This is a genomic window from Paraburkholderia sp. FT54, assembly GCF_031585635.1.
Lineage (GTDB): Bacteria > Pseudomonadota > Gammaproteobacteria > Burkholderiales > Burkholderiaceae > Paraburkholderia.
The window spans coordinates 1,629,700-1,645,343 of sequence record NZ_CP134195.1; the positions used below are offsets into that span (position 1 = coordinate 1,629,700).

Below are 15,644 nucleotides of genomic sequence, written 5' to 3' on the forward strand. Positions count from 1 at the left end.
GGGCTTGAGTCGCGGTCACTTTAGGGTCGACGCGACCATTGATTCACCGAGGCGCTACCCGACCAGGCTTTTTTCATCGTCTTCACCGCTCGTGCTTGCCGCATCGTAAGCCTGCGGATTGAACAGCGGATGGCGCGCGGCTTCGGCCGGCGTCAGCACCGGCGAGACACAGCAGTCGAGCGGCTCCAGCAGCACAACCCATTCTTCCAGCGGACGCTTGCCGATCAGGTCGGCGAGTTCCTGCGTGAGCGCGGCGGCGTCCGGGCCGCCGATCGCCTGGCCGAGACTCCAGTGGCGCGTGGCCCATTCGGGCCGGTCGAGCGCCATGCAGAGCGTTTCCCAAAACTTCAGTTCGAGCGCGCCGACCGCGAGCCAGCGGTGATCGAGCGTGCGGTACAGGTTGTAGCAAGGCACGCCGCCATTCAGCAGGCCGGCGCCGACGGCAGGCGCCGCGCCCTCGTTAGCGAGCGCGACCTGCGCCACGACGTTGTGCGCGTAGGTGGCATGCGTCATGGAAACATCGACGAAGCGGCCTTCGCCACCGCGCGACACATACCATAGCGCCGCGAGAATCTGCGTGACCGCGCTCAAGGCCCCGCCGAGCAGGTCGGCGATCTGGAAATTCGGCAGGATCGGCGCGCCGTCACGGCCCGCCAGTTGATCGAGCACGCCCGCGTAGCCGATGTAGTTCAGATCGTGTCCGGCATGGTCGACGAACGGGCCGCTCGCGCCGTATCCGCTGATCGCGCAGTAGACCAGCCGCGGATTGAGGGCGTGCAGCGTTTGGTAGCCGAGACCGAGCCGCTCCATCACGCCGGGCCGGAAGCTCTCGATCAGCACGTCAGCTTCCGCCGCGAGCGCGCACAGCACGTTGCGTCCCGCTTCGGACTTGAGGTCGAGGCGCGTTTCGCGCTTGCCGCGGTTCACCAGCCGGTAAAACGCGCCGGGCCGCCCGGCCACGCGATCGCTCGACGACTGCATCATCGTGCGGGTAGGGTCGCCGGCGCCAGGCGCTTCGATCTTCAGCACGTCGGCGCCCAGTTCGGCGAGCCGCAGGGCGGCGACCGGGCCCGGCAGCAGGCGCGTCAGGTCGAGCACGCGCAGCCCCTGTAGCGCGGGCGGCGCTGAGGCGGCCGGTGAAGCGGCCGACGAAGCGGCCGATGAATCAGGCGTTGAGACGGATGATGTCGCGGATGACAAAGCCAACCTCCCGTCGATGCCGGCGCGGACCTGAAACAGCGTGCCGCTAGCCGATTTGTTCGAGTTCCTCGTGAGTCTCGAGCCATTCGGCTTCGAGCGCTTCGAGGCGCGCGTTCACATCTGCCTGACGGCGGATCGCTTCCGTCAGTTTACTTTTCTGTTCGGGCTCGTAACTCGCCGGGTCGACGACGAAGGCGTCGAGCGTCGCCTTCTCGGCGTTGAGCGCGTCCATTTCCTTTTCGATCTTCGTGATCCGGCTTTGCAGCGGTTTTTTCAGGTGCGCGAGCTTCTGACGCGTTTCGGCTTCCAGGCGTCGCTGTTCCTTGCGGTTCACACCGTTGTCCGCGCCGCCGTCGCCACCATTGCTAGTGCTCGACGCCGCGTTTGCCTTGAGCGCCGCGCGCTGCTCGGCAGCATGTTGAAGCAGCCAGTCACGGTAGTCGTCGAGGTCGCCGTCGAATTCCCGCAGCCGATGTTTCGCGACCAGCATGAACTGATCCGTGGTGGCGCGCAGCAGATGCCGGTCGTGCGACACCAGAATCAGCGTGCCTTCGAACTGCGCGAGCGCCATGGTCAGCGCGTGACGTGTTTCGAGGTCGAGGTGGTTGGTCGGTTCGTCGAGCAGCAGCAGGTTCGGCTTTTGCCAGATGATCAGCGCGAGCGCAAGGCGGGCTTTTTCGCCGCCGGAGAAGGGCGCGATCTTCGAGGTCGCCATCTCGCCGGAAAAGTTGAAGCTGCCGAGGAAGTCGCGCAACTCCTGCTCGCGCGTGTCCGGTGCGAGACGCGCGAGGTGCTGCAACGGGGTGTCGTCGGCACGCAGCGTTTCGAGCTGATGCTGCGCGAAGTAGCCGATGCGCAGCCCTTTGCCTTCGCGCACATGGCCGCCGAGCGCCTCGAGCGTGCCGGCGAGTGTCTTGATCAGCGTGGACTTGCCCTGGCCGTTCGCGCCGAGCAGGCCAATGCGCTGACCGTTCTGGATCGACAGCATGACGTGCTCGACGATCGGAATCTCGACGGTGGGTTCGGCTTCACTGCGGTAGCCGCAGCGCACGTCTTCCATCACCATCATGGGATTCGGCGCGGAATCGGGCGTGCGGAATTCAAACGTAAATGGCGAGGACGCATGCGCCGGCGCGATCAGCTCCATCTTTTCCAACGCCTTGACGCGGCTCTGCGCCTGGCGCGCCTTGGTGGCCTGCGCCTTGAAGCGGTTGATGTAGCTCTGCAAATGCTCGACCGTGCGCTGCTGCTTTTCGTACGCGCTTTGCTGCAACGCGATCTGCTGCGCGCGCAGCACTTCGAATTGCGAGTAGTTGCCGCCGTAGCGCTTGATCTGCTGCTGCTCCAGGTGCAGCGTGACGTTGCAGACCGAATCGAGGAATTCGCGGTCGTGCGAGATCACGATCAGCGTGCCCGGATAACGGGCCAGCCAGTCTTCCAGCCAGACGATCGCGTCCAGATCCAGGTGGTTGGTCGGTTCGTCGAGCAGCAGCAGGTCGGAGCGGCACATCAGCGCCTGCGCGAGATTCAGCCGCATGCGCCAGCCGCCCGAGAAACTGCTGACCGGCTCGCGGGTCTGTTCGAGCGTGAAGCCGAGGCCGAGCAGCAAGGCTTCGGCGCGCGCGGGCGCGGTGTAGCCGTCGGCGTCGGCGAACGCGGCGTGCGCTTCGCCTTCGGCCGCGCCGTCATGCGCGGCGGAGGCGGCGGCAATCGCCGCTTCGATCGCGCGCAAGGCGGCGTCGCCGTCCAGCGTGTAGGCGAGGGCGGTCTTGTCCGCGGCCGGCGTTTCCTGTGCGACGTGGGCGATCTGCCAGTTCGGCGGGATCGAGAAATCGCCGCCGTCCGCATGCAGTTCGCCGAGCAGCACGGCGAACAGCGTCGATTTGCCCGCGCCGTTCGCCCCCACCAGGCCGGCCTTTTCGCCGGGGTTGAGGGTGAACGTGGTGTTGTCGAAGAGCGGCTTGGTGCCGCGCGCGAGGCTGAACTGGTTAAAGCGGATCACGAAGAGGCCGGCTGAAGAAAACCGCTATTTTAGACTGCCCGACCGGACACCGGGCGCTCAACCGGGATCGGCCATTCGGCCGACTGTACCGGCGAAGCTTTTGGCATAGACTGACGGCTTTCACGGGGGAGAGCACATGACATCGATTTATTCGTTTTCGGCACGCACGTTGGGCGGCGAGGAAGTGAGCCTCGGGCAATACGACGGCAAGGTTTTGCTGATCGTCAACACCGCGAGCGAATGCGGGTTCACGCCGCAGTACGCGGGCTTGCAAAAGCTGTACGACACTTACGCGGCACGCGGGCTCGCGGTGCTCGGTTTTCCCTGCAACCAGTTCGGCAAGCAGGAGCCGGGCGACGCCGCGCAGATCGGCAGCTTCTGCGAGAAGAACTACGGCGTGACGTTCCCGATGTTCGACAAGGTCGACGTGAACGGCGCGAACGCGCATCCGCTGTTCCGCTATCTGACGGGCGAGGCGCCGGGCCTGCTGGGGCTGGAAGCGATCAAGTGGAACTTCACCAAGTTCCTGATCGGGCGCGACGGCAACGTGGAGAAGCGTTACGCGCCGCTGACGAAGCCCGAGGCGATTACCGAGGATATCGAAAAGCTGCTGTAAAGCCGGCTGTCGCTACAGGATGGGCGAAAACAGACGCGCCACGTGCATCAGCACGCGCTTCAAGGCGCTTGCCTTGCGATACTCATTGCGGTCGATTTCGCGCGATTCGGCGAAGTCGGCCAGCAGCATCGTTTCGACCTCTTTGGCGAAGCCGCGGTCCACGGTCAGCACCATGATCTCGAAGTTTAGCCGGAACGAGCGGTTGTCGAGATTGGCACTGCCGATTGCCGCGGCCGCACTGTCGATCAGCACGACCTTCTGATGCAGAAAGCCCGGCTGGTAGCGGAAGATCCGGATCCCCGCGCGTAGCGAGTCGTACGCATACAGTTTCGAGGCGGCGAACACCACGAGGTGATCGCGCCGGCTCGGAATCAGAATGCGCACGTCCACGCCGCGCAGCGCGGCGAGCCGCAAAGCCGAGAACACCGCCTCGTCGGGGATCAGATAGGGCGAGGTAATCCAGACTCGCTCGCGCGCCGCGTTGATCGCTTCGACGAAAAAGAGCGAGCAGGTCTCCTGCTTGTCCGCCGGACCGCTCGGCACGACGAGGCAGTGCATGCCTTGGCCCGTGGATGGGTCGGCGACCGGAGCGGGCGGCATGTCGAACTCGGGCAACCGCTGCGTGGCCCAGTGCCAGTCTTCCGTGAACACGAACTGGATGCTGGCGACTGCCGGGCCGCGCACCTCGATATGGGTATCGCGCCACGGCGAGAGCGGCGGCCTGCCGCCGAGATATTCCACGCCCACGTTGTGTCCGCCGACAAACGCGCGTTCACCATCCACCGAAACGATCTTGCGGTGATTGCGGAAGTTCAGTTGCAGACGGTTGACGAAGCGGCGATTGGTGGCGAACGGATGCGTCTCCACGCCGCCCGCGCGCAGCGCCGCCACGTAGCGGTGCGGCAGATCGAAGCTGCCGATGCTGTCGTACAGGAAGTAGACGCGCACGCCTTGTTGCGCCTTCGCGATCAGGGCGTCTTTGAGCATCTCGCCGAGAGCGTCGTCGCGCACGATGAAGAACTGCACGATGACATAGCGGCGCGCGCTTTCGATCGCATCGAAAATGGCCTCGAAGGTCGCCGCGCCGTTCACCAGCGTGCGCACCGAGTTGCCCGGCAGAAACGGCATGCCGCCGAGCCGCGTGAGCGAATGCACGAGCCGGCCGCCGAGTTCCAGCGTGGGCAGTCCCGCTGACGAAGCACTGGTGTCCCATTCCGGCGGATGCGCGCGCGTGCGCAACAGTTCGTTTTCGACGCGGCGCGCGTCCGCGTAGCCGGCAAACTTGCTGCGGCCGAGGAACAGATACGGCACCAGCGTCAGATAAGGCATCGCGACCAGCGACACGGCCCACGCGATCGCACCTTGCGAAGTGCGCGTATTGAGAATCGCGTGGCATGCCGCGGCTACGCCGAGAATGTGGCAGAGGGCGACCAGCGTGCCGATGTGAAGCAGGTCGAATTCCATAGGCAGGCGTTGGGTTGGCGAAGCGCTGCCCGGGCCGGTTCGACGGGCGCCGGGTAGCTGACCGCGCTCATCTTACCGAACGTGCGTGCGTTGAGGGCGGGGAAAGGTCAAGCCACGGTCAGCTTCAGCGGCGCGTGCCTGAATGCGGTGTGGTCGACGTGGGCAAAAGATTGTTGCGTTTGCCTGGTCGGGCGCGCGCAAGTTGGCGCTTGGGGAGCCTGGTCGAGACATGCGCTTGCAGCGAGCGCTCGTTAAAGCCGCTTCGCCTTGACGTGGTACGCCAACGATCGGGCTCGGAGCGCTCGCCCGGCAAAACGGCCGTACTCAGACGCGACACGCACAGCAGCACAACTCGCGCCGCGCGCATCGCAACACGAAGCAATAACAACCTCAAACCGGCAAATCAGCCGCCTGGATCAGAAACACGTTGTCGTCGCCGGCGCTGGTCGACAGCCAGACGAGATCGAGCCCGCCGAACGCCGCTTCCACGTGTTGCCGCTCGTTGCCGATTTCGACGACCAGCACGCCTTCGTCGGTCAGCCAGTTGCGCGCTTCGGCGATGATCCGGCGCACGATGTCCATGCCGTCCGCGCCGCCCGCCAGCGCCATCTCCGGCTCATGCTTGTACTCGGCCGGCAGTTCCTGCATCGACGCCGCATTCACGTACGGCGGGTTGCTGATGATCACGTCGTAGCGGCGCTCGGCGAGCGGCGCGTACAGATCGCCTTCGAACAGGGCGACGCGGTCGTCGAGCTTGTAGTCCGCGACGTTGCGCGCGGCGACTTCCAGTGCGGGCGCCGACAGATCCACCGCGTCGATATCGGCATTCGGGAACGCATGCGCGGCGAGAACCGCGAGGCAGCCTGAGCCGGTGCACAACTCGAGCACGGCGCTCACCTGCTCGGGATCTTCCACGTAGGGCTGCAATCCGTCCTGCAGCAATTCGCCGATGAACGAACGCGGCACGATCACGCGCTCGTCCACGTGAAAGCGGAAGCCGTGCATCCAGGCTTCCTGCGTGATGTAGGCGGCCGGCACGCGCTCGGTGGCGCGGCGCTCGATCACGTTCAGCACGGCGTCGATTTCAGCCGCGGTCAGACGCGCGTCGAGAAACGGGTCGAGCAGATCGAGCGGCAGATGCAGCGTGTGCAGGACCAGATAGACGGCTTCGTCGTAGGCATTGGCCGAGCCGTGGCCGAACGACAGATCGGCCTGGTTGAAGCGCGAAACCGCGAAACGCAGCAGGTCGCGAACGGTGGAAAACGGGAGCGTCATCGCAGATAGTCCTTGGGTCACGCAATCAGTTGTTCGAGCACGCGGCGATACACGTTCTTCAGCGGCTCGATGTGTGCGACTTCGATATGTTCGTCGATCTTGTGGATGCTGGCGTTCAGCGGGCCGAATTCGATCACCTGCTTGCAGATGCGCGCGATGAAGCGGCCGTCCGAGGTGCCGCCGGTGGTCGACAGTTCGGTGTTCACGCCAGTTTCGTCCTTGATCGCGCTGGCGAGCGCGTCCGACAGATCGCCGCGCGGCGTGAGGAACGGCAGGCCGCTCACGGTCCATTGCAGATCGTAGTCGAGATCGTGCTTGTCGAGGATCGCGTGCACACGGGCTTGCAGACCTTCCACGGTGCTCGCCGTCGAGAAACGGAAGTTGAACATCACGTCCGCATGGCCCGGAATCACGTTGGTCGCGCCCGTGCCGCTGTGAATGTTCGACACCTGCCACGTGGTGGGCGGGAAATATTCGTTGCCGTCGTCCCAGCGTTCGGCGACCAGTTCGGCCAGCGCGGGCGCGAGCAGATGCACCGGATTCTTCGCCAGATGCGGATAGGCGATATGGCCTTGCACGCCCTTGACGATCAGCTTGCCCGACATCGAACCGCGCCGGCCGTTCTTCACCATGTCGCCGAACTGCGCGCTCGAAGTCGGTTCGCCGACAATGCAATAGTCCATGCGCTCGCCGCGCGCCTGCAACGCCTCGACGACCTTGACGGTGCCGTCGGTGGCGGGGCCTTCTTCGTCGCTCGTGATGAGGAAGGCGATCGAGCCGCGATGCGCCGGGTGTGCGGCGACGAACTCCTCGCTCGCCACCACGAAGCCCGCGATCGACGCTTTCATGTCCGCCGCGCCGCGGCCGTACAGCTTGCCGTCGCGATGGGTCGGCTCGAACGGCGCCGAGTGCCATTGTTCGAGCGGGCCGGTCGGCACCACGTCGGTATGGCCGGCGAACGCGAGCAGCTTGCCCGCGGTGCCGTCGACGCCGCGCTTGACGGCCCACAGGTTGGTCACACCGTTCGATTCGATCGTCTCGTGCTCGAAGCCGAGCGCGGACAGGCGCTCGATCAGGAGGCGCTGGCAATGCTGGTCGTCGGGCGTGACGGACGCGCGCGCGATCAGTTGTTCGGTAAGGGCGAGGGTGCCGGACATGGATTCGATACAGCCACTTTGAAATGAAAAAATGCCGGCTGGCGGTTGAATACCGCAGCCGGCAACAGCTTTTGAGTCACGCGGCCTGGCCGCGTTTTACTACATGGCGCGTCGCGTTCGGCGCAAGCACCGAGACTCGCGCCGAACTGGCCGCCAGCCCCGGTATCCAGCACCGCACGCCGAACCAGGCGAGTCGCGCCTTACCTGAACAAACAGCTTCGCGCTCAGGCAACAATACTTCTCTCAGGCAAAGAGCGCCGTGTACTCGTCGGCGGAAAAGCCGAGCGACTTGACGCGCCCGTTGACCACCAGCACCGGCCGCTTGATCACCGACGGCTTGTGGATCATCAACGCGATCGCGCCCGACTGCGTGTCCGCGGCCGCTTTCATGTCGTCGGACAGCGCGCGCCACGTGGTGCCGCGCCGGTTCAGCAAGGCGTCGAGTTTCACGTCTTTCAGCCAGTCCTGCACGAGCGGTTCGGTCACGCCGTGTTTCTTGAAGTCGTGGAACTCGAACTCGACGCCATGTTCTTCCAGCCACACGCGGGCTTTCTTCACGGTGTCGCAGTTCGGGATGCCGTAGACGACGGTTTTGGTGCCGCGCGCCATCAGTCGCCTCGCAGCAGCTCGTTCAGACCAACCTTCGCGCGCGTCTTGGCGTCGACCTTCTTGACGATCACGGCGCAGTAGAGGCTGTGCGAACCGTCTTTCGACGGCAGGTTGCCCGCCACCACCACCGAACCCGCCGGAATGCGGCCATACGTGACTTCGCCGGTTTCGCGGTCGTAAATCTTGGTGCTCTGGCCGAGGTACACGCCCATCGAGATCACCGAGTTTTCTTCGACGATCACGCCTTCCACCACTTCCGAGCGCGCGCCGATGAAGCAGTTGTCCTCGATGATGACCGGGTTCGCCTGCAGCGGCTCCAGCACGCCGCCGATGCCCACGCCACCCGACAGGTGCACGTTCTTGCCGATCTGGGCGCACGAACCGACGGTGGCCCACGTGTCGACCATCGTGCCTTCGTCGACATACGCGCCGATGTTGGTGTACGACGGCATCAGCACGACGTTCTTCGCGATGAACGAGCCGCGGCGCGCGATGGCGGGCGGCACCACGCGGAAGCCGCCGGCGGCGAAGTCTTCAGCGGTGTAGTTGGCGAACTTCGACGGCACCTTGTCGTAGAACTGCGAGTAGCCGCCCGCCGGCATCGGCGCGTTGTCTTCCAGGCGGAACGACAGCAGCACGGCTTTCTTCAGCCACTGATTGACGACCCAGTCGCCGTCCTTCTTTTCGGCGACGCGCAGCGCCCCCTTGTCCAGTTGCTCGATGGCGTGGGCGACGGCTTCACGCACGTCGGCCGGAGCGGCCTTCGGCGACAGTTCGGCGCGGTTTTCCCAAGCGGTGTCAATGATCTGCTGAAGTTGTTGCGACATATGCGTGCTTTATCGAAGAGTTGAAGTCTGAAGAAGGGGATGCGGTGCGCGGGGCTGCCGTGAACGGCAGATCAACCCGCCAGCGCGCGGCAAAAATCGACGATCCGCTGCGCGCCCTGCGTGCATTCGTCGACGTCGGCGACGAGCGCCATGCGCACGAAATTGCGGCCGGGGTTCACGCCGTGCGCAGTGCGCGCGAGGAACGAGCCCGGCAGAACCGTCACATTATAGTCGGCGTAGAGGCGCTGGGCGAACTCGGTGTCCGTCAGGCCCGTGCGCGAGACGTCCGCCCACAGGTAGAACGCGGCGTCCGGCAAGCGCACGTCGAGTACCTCGGCGAGCATCGGCGTCACGGTGGAAAACTTGCGCACGTACTTCGCGCGGTTCTCGCGCACGTGCGTCTCGTCGTTCCAGGCCACGATGCTGGCACTCTGGAACACCGTCGACAAGGCCGCGCCGTGGTATGTCCGGTATAGCAGGAAGTCCTTGAGAATCGCCGCGTCGCCCGCGACGAAGCCCGAGCGCATGCCCGGCACGTTCGAGCGCTTGGACAGGCTCGACAGCATCACGAGCCGCTCGAAACCGCGGCCGAGCTGGTGGGCGGCTTCGAGGCCGCCGAGCGGCGGGTTGGCTTCGTCGAAATAGATTTCGGAGTAGCACTCGTCCGAGGCGATCACGAAGCCGTAGCGGTCCGACAGCGCGAACAGTTCGCGCCAGTCGTCGAGCGTGAGCACCGCGCCGGTCGGATTGCCGGGCGAGCAGACGTAGAGCAGCTGCGTGCGCGCCCAGATGTCGGCCGGCACCGCCGAATAGTCGCAGGCGAAGTTGCGCGCCGGATCGCTATTCACGAAGTACGGCTGCGCGCCGGCCAGAATCGCAGCGCCTTCGTAGATTTGGTAGAACGGGTTCGGACAGAGTACGATCGCAGGCTCGCCGTCAGCATTCTTTTTCGGGTCGAGCACGGTTTGGGCAAGTGCGAACAACGCCTCGCGCGAACCCGACACCGGCAACACCTGGGTGGCTGGATCGACCGGCGGCAGGTTGTAGCGCCGCGTGACCCACTTCGCGATCGACTCGCGCAGCGCCGGCGATCCGATCGTGGCCGGATACGACGACAAGCCGCCGAGCGAGGCCACCACGGCTTCGCGGATCAGCTCGGGCGTAGGATGTTTCGGCTCGCCGATGCCGAAGCTGATGTGCGCGAGACCGGCGCTCGGCGTGACGTCCGCGAAAAGCGCGCGCAGCTTTTCGAACGGGTAGGGCTGAAGGGAGTCGAGTAGCGGATTCACTGGGCGGATCGAGCCTGATCGAAGATGGGCGAGAAACGGATGTGGAAAAAGCGTGCAGAAAAAAGCGGGGCACGCGCCGGCAGCGGTATAACGCACAAAACACGCTGAACCGCCGTCAGCAGCGGCGAGCGAATGATTATAGCGTGGCGAGCCTGGCAAGGCGGGCATACGGCGGCGCGGCGGTTTGCGGACCGCGCATCGCACGGCGGCGGCGCGCAGGCGTTCCACGGCCGCGCAGTGAAGGCAAGGCGAAGAGTTGAGCAGGCGAAGGACCTCGCGCCGTTGAGCAACGGCGCAACCCGCCAGGCGGCGCAGGCAATGCGCTGCAGCGGGAACGACGCGAACCGCCGACGGTTCGCGCAAAAAAGAAGCAGGAGCAGCAATGTACGCAGCAGTCTCGGAGACAGCCGGACACAACACGCGCACGAGCGCCGCGGTCCGCGACACAAACACCCCGAACGCCTCCGCAAGGCGCCCCGCACCATGACCAACTGGCTTCGCAACGGTTGGCCGACGCTCGCGATCATGCTGGGCGCGTCGGTGTGGGGCGTGATCTGGTATCCACTGCGCATGCTGGCGGCGCTCGGCGTGACGGGCACGGCAGCCAGCGCGCTGACGAGCGGCGCCGGCTGCCTGTTCGTGCTGCTGGTGCGCTATCGCGCGCTCAAGACCGTGCGCTGGCACTGGCTGCTGCCCGCTCTCGCGCTGGCCGCGGGCATCACCAACCTCGGCTTCGTGTGGGGCTCGATTCACGGCCAGGTGATGCGCGTGCTGCTGCTGTTTTATCTCACCCCGGCGTGGACCGCGCTCTTCGCGCACTTCATCCTGCACGAACGGCTGACCTGGGCGGGTGCGGGCCTGGCAGCGTTGTCGCTGGCCGGCGCGATGACCATGCTGTGGTCGCCGCAACTGGGTATTCCCGTGCCCGGCAATCTCGCTGAATGGGCGGGCCTCGCGGGCGGCATGGGCTTCGCCATGAGCAACGTGCTGATTCTCAAGACGAGCCGCGTGTTGCCGGACATGAAGCCGGAGATGCGCACGGCGACGATCTTCGGCGGCGCGGCGCTGTTCAGTGCCTGTGCCTCGCTGTTCGAGGCGATGCCCACGCCGCCCTCCGGCGCGCATCTCGGCACGGCCGCCTGGCTGGTGCTCGGCCTCGGGTTTCTGCTGGCGTCGAACAATATGCTGGTGCAGTACGGACTCGCGCGCGTGCCGGCCAATCGGGCGTCGATCATCATGCTGTTCGAGATCGTGGTCACGGCGCTGTCGGCGTGGCTGTTCGCCGGCGAGACGCCGGGTCCGCGCGAATGGGCGGGCGGCGTGTGCATCGTGCTGGCTTCGGCGCTGTCCAGCTGGGTGCATCGGACCAAGGCCATGCCGCCCGATCCGGCCATTCAGGAGGAGAGTCTCGCCGACGGACGCGATGCCGGGCTCGACGACCGTAAGGACGGCAAAAACCGCCCACGCGCGATGGTATGATTGCCCCTCATTAGCCGGCGCATGCCTCACCGCATGAAGCCGGCACCCGAGTCGCGAGGGTTCGCGGACCGTGTCGCTCCATCGGCGAACGGCTGGCGCGGCCTTCACGAGCCACCTATTTTTTTCCCTTTTCAAACAGCGAAATCGCCGTGCGTCTGACCTCGATCAAACTCGCTGGCTTCAAGTCATTCGTCGATCCCACGCATTTCCAGGTCCCGGGCCAGCTAGTCGGCGTGGTGGGACCGAACGGGTGCGGCAAGTCCAACATCATCGACGCCGTGCGCTGGGTGCTCGGCGAATCGCGCGCCTCCGAGCTGCGCGGCGAGTCGATGCAGGACGTGATCTTCAATGGCTCGACCGCGCGCAAGCCCGGCAGCCGCGCCAGCGTCGAACTCGTGTTCGACAACGCCGACGGCCGTGCCGCCGGGCAGTGGGGGCAGTATGCCGAAATCGCCGTGAAGCGCGTGCTCACGCGCGACGGCACCTCGAGCTACTACATCAACAATCTGCCGGCACGCCGCCGCGACATTCAGGACATCTTCCTCGGCACCGGCCTCGGGCCGCGCGCGTACGCCATCATCGGACAGGGCATGATCGCGCGCCTGATCGAGGCGAAGCCGGAAGAGCTGCGCGTGTTCCTCGAAGAAGCCGCGGGCGTGTCGAAGTACAAGGAACGCCGCCGCGAAACCGAGAACCGTCTGCACGATACGCGTGAGAATCTGACGCGGGTCGAGGACATCGTCCGCGAACTCAGTTCGAATCTGGAGAAGCTGGAAGCGCAGGCCGTGATCGCCACGCGCTACAAGGAACTGCAGTCCGACGGCGAAGAGAAGCAGCGTCTCTTGTGGCTGTTGCGCAAGAACGAAGCCGGCAGCGAGCAGGAACGCCAGCAACGCGCAATCGAACAGGCGCAAATCGATCTCGAAGCGCACACCGCGAAGCTGCGCGAAGTCGAGGCGCAACTCGAAACGCTGCGTGTCGCACATTATTCCGCCAGCGACGCGATGCAGGGCGCGCAAGGCGCGCTCTACGAGGCGAATTCGGAAGTCAGCCGGCTCGAAGCCGAGATCAAGTTCATCGTCGAATCGCGCAATCGCGTTCAGGCGCAGATCGCCGCGCTGAACGCACAGCGTGAGCAATGGCAGTCGCAGGCGCAAAAAGCGCAAGACGATCTCGCGGACGCCGAAGAACAACTGGCCGTCGCCGAGGAAAAGGCGGCGCTGGCCGAAGACGAAGCCGCCGCCAAGCACGACGCAATGCCCGCGCTCGAAGCACGCTGGCGCGACGCGCAAACGGAGTTGAACGCCGAGCGCGGCGGCATCGCGCAGACCGAACAGGCGCTCAAGCTCGAAGCCGCGCATCAGCGCAATGCCGATCAGCAATTGCAGCAATTGCAGGCGCGTCACGAGCGCCTGAAGTCGGAAGCGGGCGGTCTCGACGCCCCCGACGAAGCGCAGCTCGAAGACCTGCGCATGCAGCTCGCCGAGCACGAGGAAATCCTGAACGACGCGCAAGCGCGTTTGACCGACGCGCAGGAAACGCTGCCACGCCTCGACGGCGAACGCCGTACCGCGCAGGAGCGCGTGCAGGCGGAAAGCGCCCAGATTCATCAGCTCGACGCGCGCCTTGCCGCGCTCAAGCAGTTGCAGGAAAACGTCCAGACCGAAGGCAAGATCCAGCCGTGGCTCGAAAAGCACGAGTTGGGCAGCCTGCCGCGTCTGTGGAAGAAGCTGCATGTCGAAGCCGGTTGGGAAGCCGCGCTCGAGGCCGTGCTGCGCGAGCGGCTCGCCGCGCTCGAAGTGTCGAACCTCGACTGGGTCAAGGCTTTCGCCACCGACGCGCCGCCCGCCAAGCTCGCCTTCTATGCACCGCCCGTGGCCGGTCAGCCGGCCGCCACGCCGCCTGCGCTGCGTCCGCTGCTGTCGCTGGTGCGGATCGACGACGCGGGCATTCGCGCGGTTCTGAACGACTGGCTCGGCCTCTCGTTCGTCGCCGACGATCTGCAGCAGGCGCTCGCCATGCGCTCGCAATTGCCGGAAGGCGGCTCGTTCGTCGTCAAGGCGGGGCATGTGGTGACGCGCGTCGGCGTGCAACTGTATGCCGCCGATTCCGAGCAGGCCGGCATGCTGGCCCGTCAGCAGGAAATCGAAAATCTGGCGCGCCAGGTTCGCGCGCAAGCCTTGCTCGCCGACGAAGTGAAGGCCGCCGCGATCCGCGCCGAAGCCGCGCACACGCAAGCCGCGCAGGTGTTGACCGATGTGCGTCAACAGGCCGAACGCGCCACGCAGCGCGTGCATGCCTTGCAAATGGACGTGCTCAAGCTCACCCAGGCGCACGAGCGTTACACCCAACGCAGCACGCAGATTCGCGAGGAACTCGCGGAGATCACCGCGCAGATCGAAGAGCAGCGCGCCATGCGGGCGGAGTCGGAAGCGAACTTCGAGCGTCACGACGGCGAGCTCGCCGAATTGCAGGCGCGTTTTGAAGATCATCAACTCGCCTTTGAGGCACTCGACGAAGCCCTCACCGCCGCTCGCGGCCAGGCGCGCGATCTCGACCGTGCCGCCACCGACGCGCGCTTTGCCGCGCGCAACATGGCGAACCGCATCGACGAACTGAAGCGCAGCATTCAGGTCGCGCACGAGCAGAGCGAGCGGGTCGCGGCGTCGCTGGAAGATGCGCGCGCCGAGCTGGAAACCATCAATGAACAGACCGCGCACACCGGTCTGCAGGACGCGCTCGACATCCGCGCCGTCAAGGAAGAAGCGCTGCACGCGGCGCGTCTCGAACTGGACGATCTCACCGCCAAGCTGCGTGCCGCGGACGAGACGCGCCTCACCGCCGAGCGCGCGTTGCAGCCGCTGCGCGACCGCATCAACGAATTGCAGTTGAAGGAACAGGCGGCGCGCCTGAACGGCGAGCAGTTCATCGAACAGCTGGCCGCGGCCGGTGTCGACGAGGCGCAGTTGCAGGCCAAGCTCACGCCGGACATGAAGCCGTCGTACCTGCAGGGCGAAGTCACGCGCATCAACAACGCCATCACCGCGCTCGGTCCGGTCAACATGGCCGCGCTCGACGAACTGAAGGCGGCGACCGAGCGCAAGTCGTTCCTCGACTCGCAATCGACCGACCTGAACAGCGCGATCGAAACGCTCGAAGACGCCATCCGCAAGATCGACGCCGAAACGCGCACGCTCCTGCAAGGCACCTTCGACCAGGTGAACCTGCATTTCGGCGAACTGTTCCCGCGTCTGTTTGGCGGCGGCCAGGCGAGGCTGATCATGACCGGCGACGAAATTCTCGACGCCGGCGTGCAGGTCATGGCGCAGCCGCCGGGCAAGAAGAATTCGACGATTCACCTGCTGTCGGGCGGCGAAAAAGCGCTGACCGCCACCGCGCTGGTGTTCGCGATGTTCCAGTTGAATCCCGCGCCGTTCTGTCTGCTGGACGAAGTGGACGCCCCGCTCGACGACGCCAACACGGAACGTTTCGCGAACCTCGTGCGGGCGATGTCGGACAAAACCCAGTTCCTGTTTATCTCGCACAACAAGATTGCAATGGAAATGGCGCAGCAGTTGATCGGCGTGACCATGCAGGAGCAGGGCGTGTCGCGGATCGTTGCCGTCGACATGGAAACGGCTGCCGGTTTCGCCCAGAATATCGTTTGAGTTTCATTTGAGTTTCATTGAGTCGACAATCGCGGGTGTCCGCGTTCAGCGCAGCGGC

The 15,644-nt window shown here is 65.3% G+C and carries 11 protein-coding genes; 3 read left to right on the plus strand and 8 right to left on the minus strand.

All coding sequences use genetic code 11. The features are described 5' to 3' along the window. Nucleotides 1-54: 54 nt before the first annotated feature. Both RI103_RS07715 and RI103_RS07720 read right to left on the minus strand, forming a co-directional pair. Nucleotides 55-1,098 carry a CaiB/BaiF CoA-transferase family protein gene (locus RI103_RS07715; protein WP_310815193.1) on the minus strand — a complete coding sequence of 348 codons (1,044 nt, stop codon included), beginning with the start codon at nt 1,096-1,098 and terminating at the stop codon, nt 55-57. Between the two features lie 148 nt (nt 1,099-1,246). After that, complete coding sequence (locus tag RI103_RS07720) at nt 1,247-3,202, minus strand: ATP-binding cassette domain-containing protein (protein ID WP_310814760.1); 1,956 nt, start codon at nt 3,200-3,202, stop codon at nt 1,247-1,249. Nucleotides 3,203-3,338: 136 nt separating this feature from the next. Between RI103_RS07720 and RI103_RS07725 the strand changes: the two genes are divergently transcribed. Beyond that, the gene (locus RI103_RS07725; protein ID WP_310814761.1) at nt 3,339-3,818 is read left to right on the plus strand and encodes a glutathione peroxidase; all 480 of its coding nucleotides are present in this window, start codon (nt 3,339-3,341) and stop codon (nt 3,816-3,818) included. 12 nt (nt 3,819-3,830) lie between these two features. On the opposite strand, the gene cls is transcribed toward RI103_RS07725, so the two are convergent. The 6 genes from cls to dapC all read right to left on the minus strand — a co-directional run bounded on the left by cls (nt 3,831) and on the right by dapC (nt 10,439). After that, nucleotides 3,831-5,282, minus strand: a complete 1,452-nt coding sequence (gene cls / locus RI103_RS07730; RefSeq protein WP_310814762.1) for a cardiolipin synthase — start codon at nt 5,280-5,282, stop codon at nt 3,831-3,833. A gap of 390 nt (nt 5,283-5,672) precedes the next feature. Further along, nucleotides 5,673-6,557 carry a 50S ribosomal protein L3 N(5)-glutamine methyltransferase gene (gene prmB / locus RI103_RS07735; protein WP_310814763.1) on the minus strand — a complete coding sequence of 295 codons (885 nt, stop codon included), beginning with the start codon at nt 6,555-6,557 and terminating at the stop codon, nt 5,673-5,675. Between the two features lie 17 nt (nt 6,558-6,574). Beyond that, nucleotides 6,575-7,714, minus strand: coding sequence for a succinyl-diaminopimelate desuccinylase (dapE, locus tag RI103_RS07740; protein WP_310814764.1), 1,140 nt, complete (start codon nt 7,712-7,714; stop codon nt 6,575-6,577). A 243-nt stretch (nt 7,715-7,957) separates the two neighbouring features. Continuing rightward, entirely contained in the window at nt 7,958-8,323 is a 366-nt protein-coding gene (locus RI103_RS07745; RefSeq protein ID WP_012433461.1) for an ArsC family reductase, read from the minus strand. After that, a complete protein-coding gene (dapD, locus tag RI103_RS07750; protein ID WP_027213332.1) occupies nt 8,323-9,150 on the minus strand; it encodes a 2,3,4,5-tetrahydropyridine-2,6-dicarboxylate N-succinyltransferase in 828 nt (275 codons plus the stop codon). Before dapD ends, RI103_RS07745 begins: the two co-directional genes overlap by 1 nt. 71 nt (nt 9,151-9,221) lie before the next feature. Further along, complete coding sequence (gene dapC, locus RI103_RS07755; RefSeq protein WP_310814765.1) at nt 9,222-10,439, minus strand: succinyldiaminopimelate transaminase; 1,218 nt, start codon at nt 10,437-10,439, stop codon at nt 9,222-9,224. A 483-nt stretch (nt 10,440-10,922) separates the two neighbouring features. Here dapC and RI103_RS07760 point away from each other — a divergent pair, with 483 nt between their 5' ends. Together RI103_RS07760 and smc are read left to right on the plus strand one after the other, a co-directional pair. Then, the gene (locus tag RI103_RS07760) at nt 10,923-11,918 is read left to right on the plus strand and encodes a DMT family transporter (protein WP_310814766.1); all 996 of its coding nucleotides are present in this window, start codon (nt 10,923-10,925) and stop codon (nt 11,916-11,918) included. 149 nt (nt 11,919-12,067) lie between these two features. Continuing rightward, the gene (gene smc, locus RI103_RS07765) at nt 12,068-15,586 is read left to right on the plus strand and encodes a chromosome segregation protein SMC (RefSeq protein WP_310814767.1); all 3,519 of its coding nucleotides are present in this window, start codon (nt 12,068-12,070) and stop codon (nt 15,584-15,586) included. The last annotated feature ends 58 nt before the right edge of the window (nt 15,587-15,644 follow it).

What these genes read in the sequence shown, in the direction of transcription:
- RI103_RS07725 (WP_310814761.1), top strand. Translation starts at nt 3,339, where the DNA reads ATGACATCGATTTATTCGTTTTCGGCACGCACGTTGGGCGGCGAGGAA.
- cls (WP_310814762.1), bottom strand. Translation starts at nt 5,282, where the DNA reads ATGGAATTCGACCTGCTTCACATCGGCACGCTGGTCGCCCTCTGCCAC.
- prmB (WP_310814763.1), bottom strand. Translation starts at nt 6,557, where the DNA reads ATGACGCTCCCGTTTTCCACCGTTCGCGACCTGCTGCGTTTCGCGGTT.
- dapE (WP_310814764.1), bottom strand. Translation starts at nt 7,714, where the DNA reads ATGTCCGGCACCCTCGCCCTTACCGAACAACTGATCGCGCGCGCGTCC.
- RI103_RS07745 (WP_012433461.1), bottom strand. Translation starts at nt 8,323, where the DNA reads ATGGCGCGCGGCACCAAAACCGTCGTCTACGGCATCCCGAACTGCGAC.
- dapD (WP_027213332.1), bottom strand. Translation starts at nt 9,150, where the DNA reads ATGTCGCAACAACTTCAGCAGATCATTGACACCGCTTGGGAAAACCGC.
- RI103_RS07760 (WP_310814766.1), top strand. Translation starts at nt 10,923, where the DNA reads ATGACCAACTGGCTTCGCAACGGTTGGCCGACGCTCGCGATCATGCTG.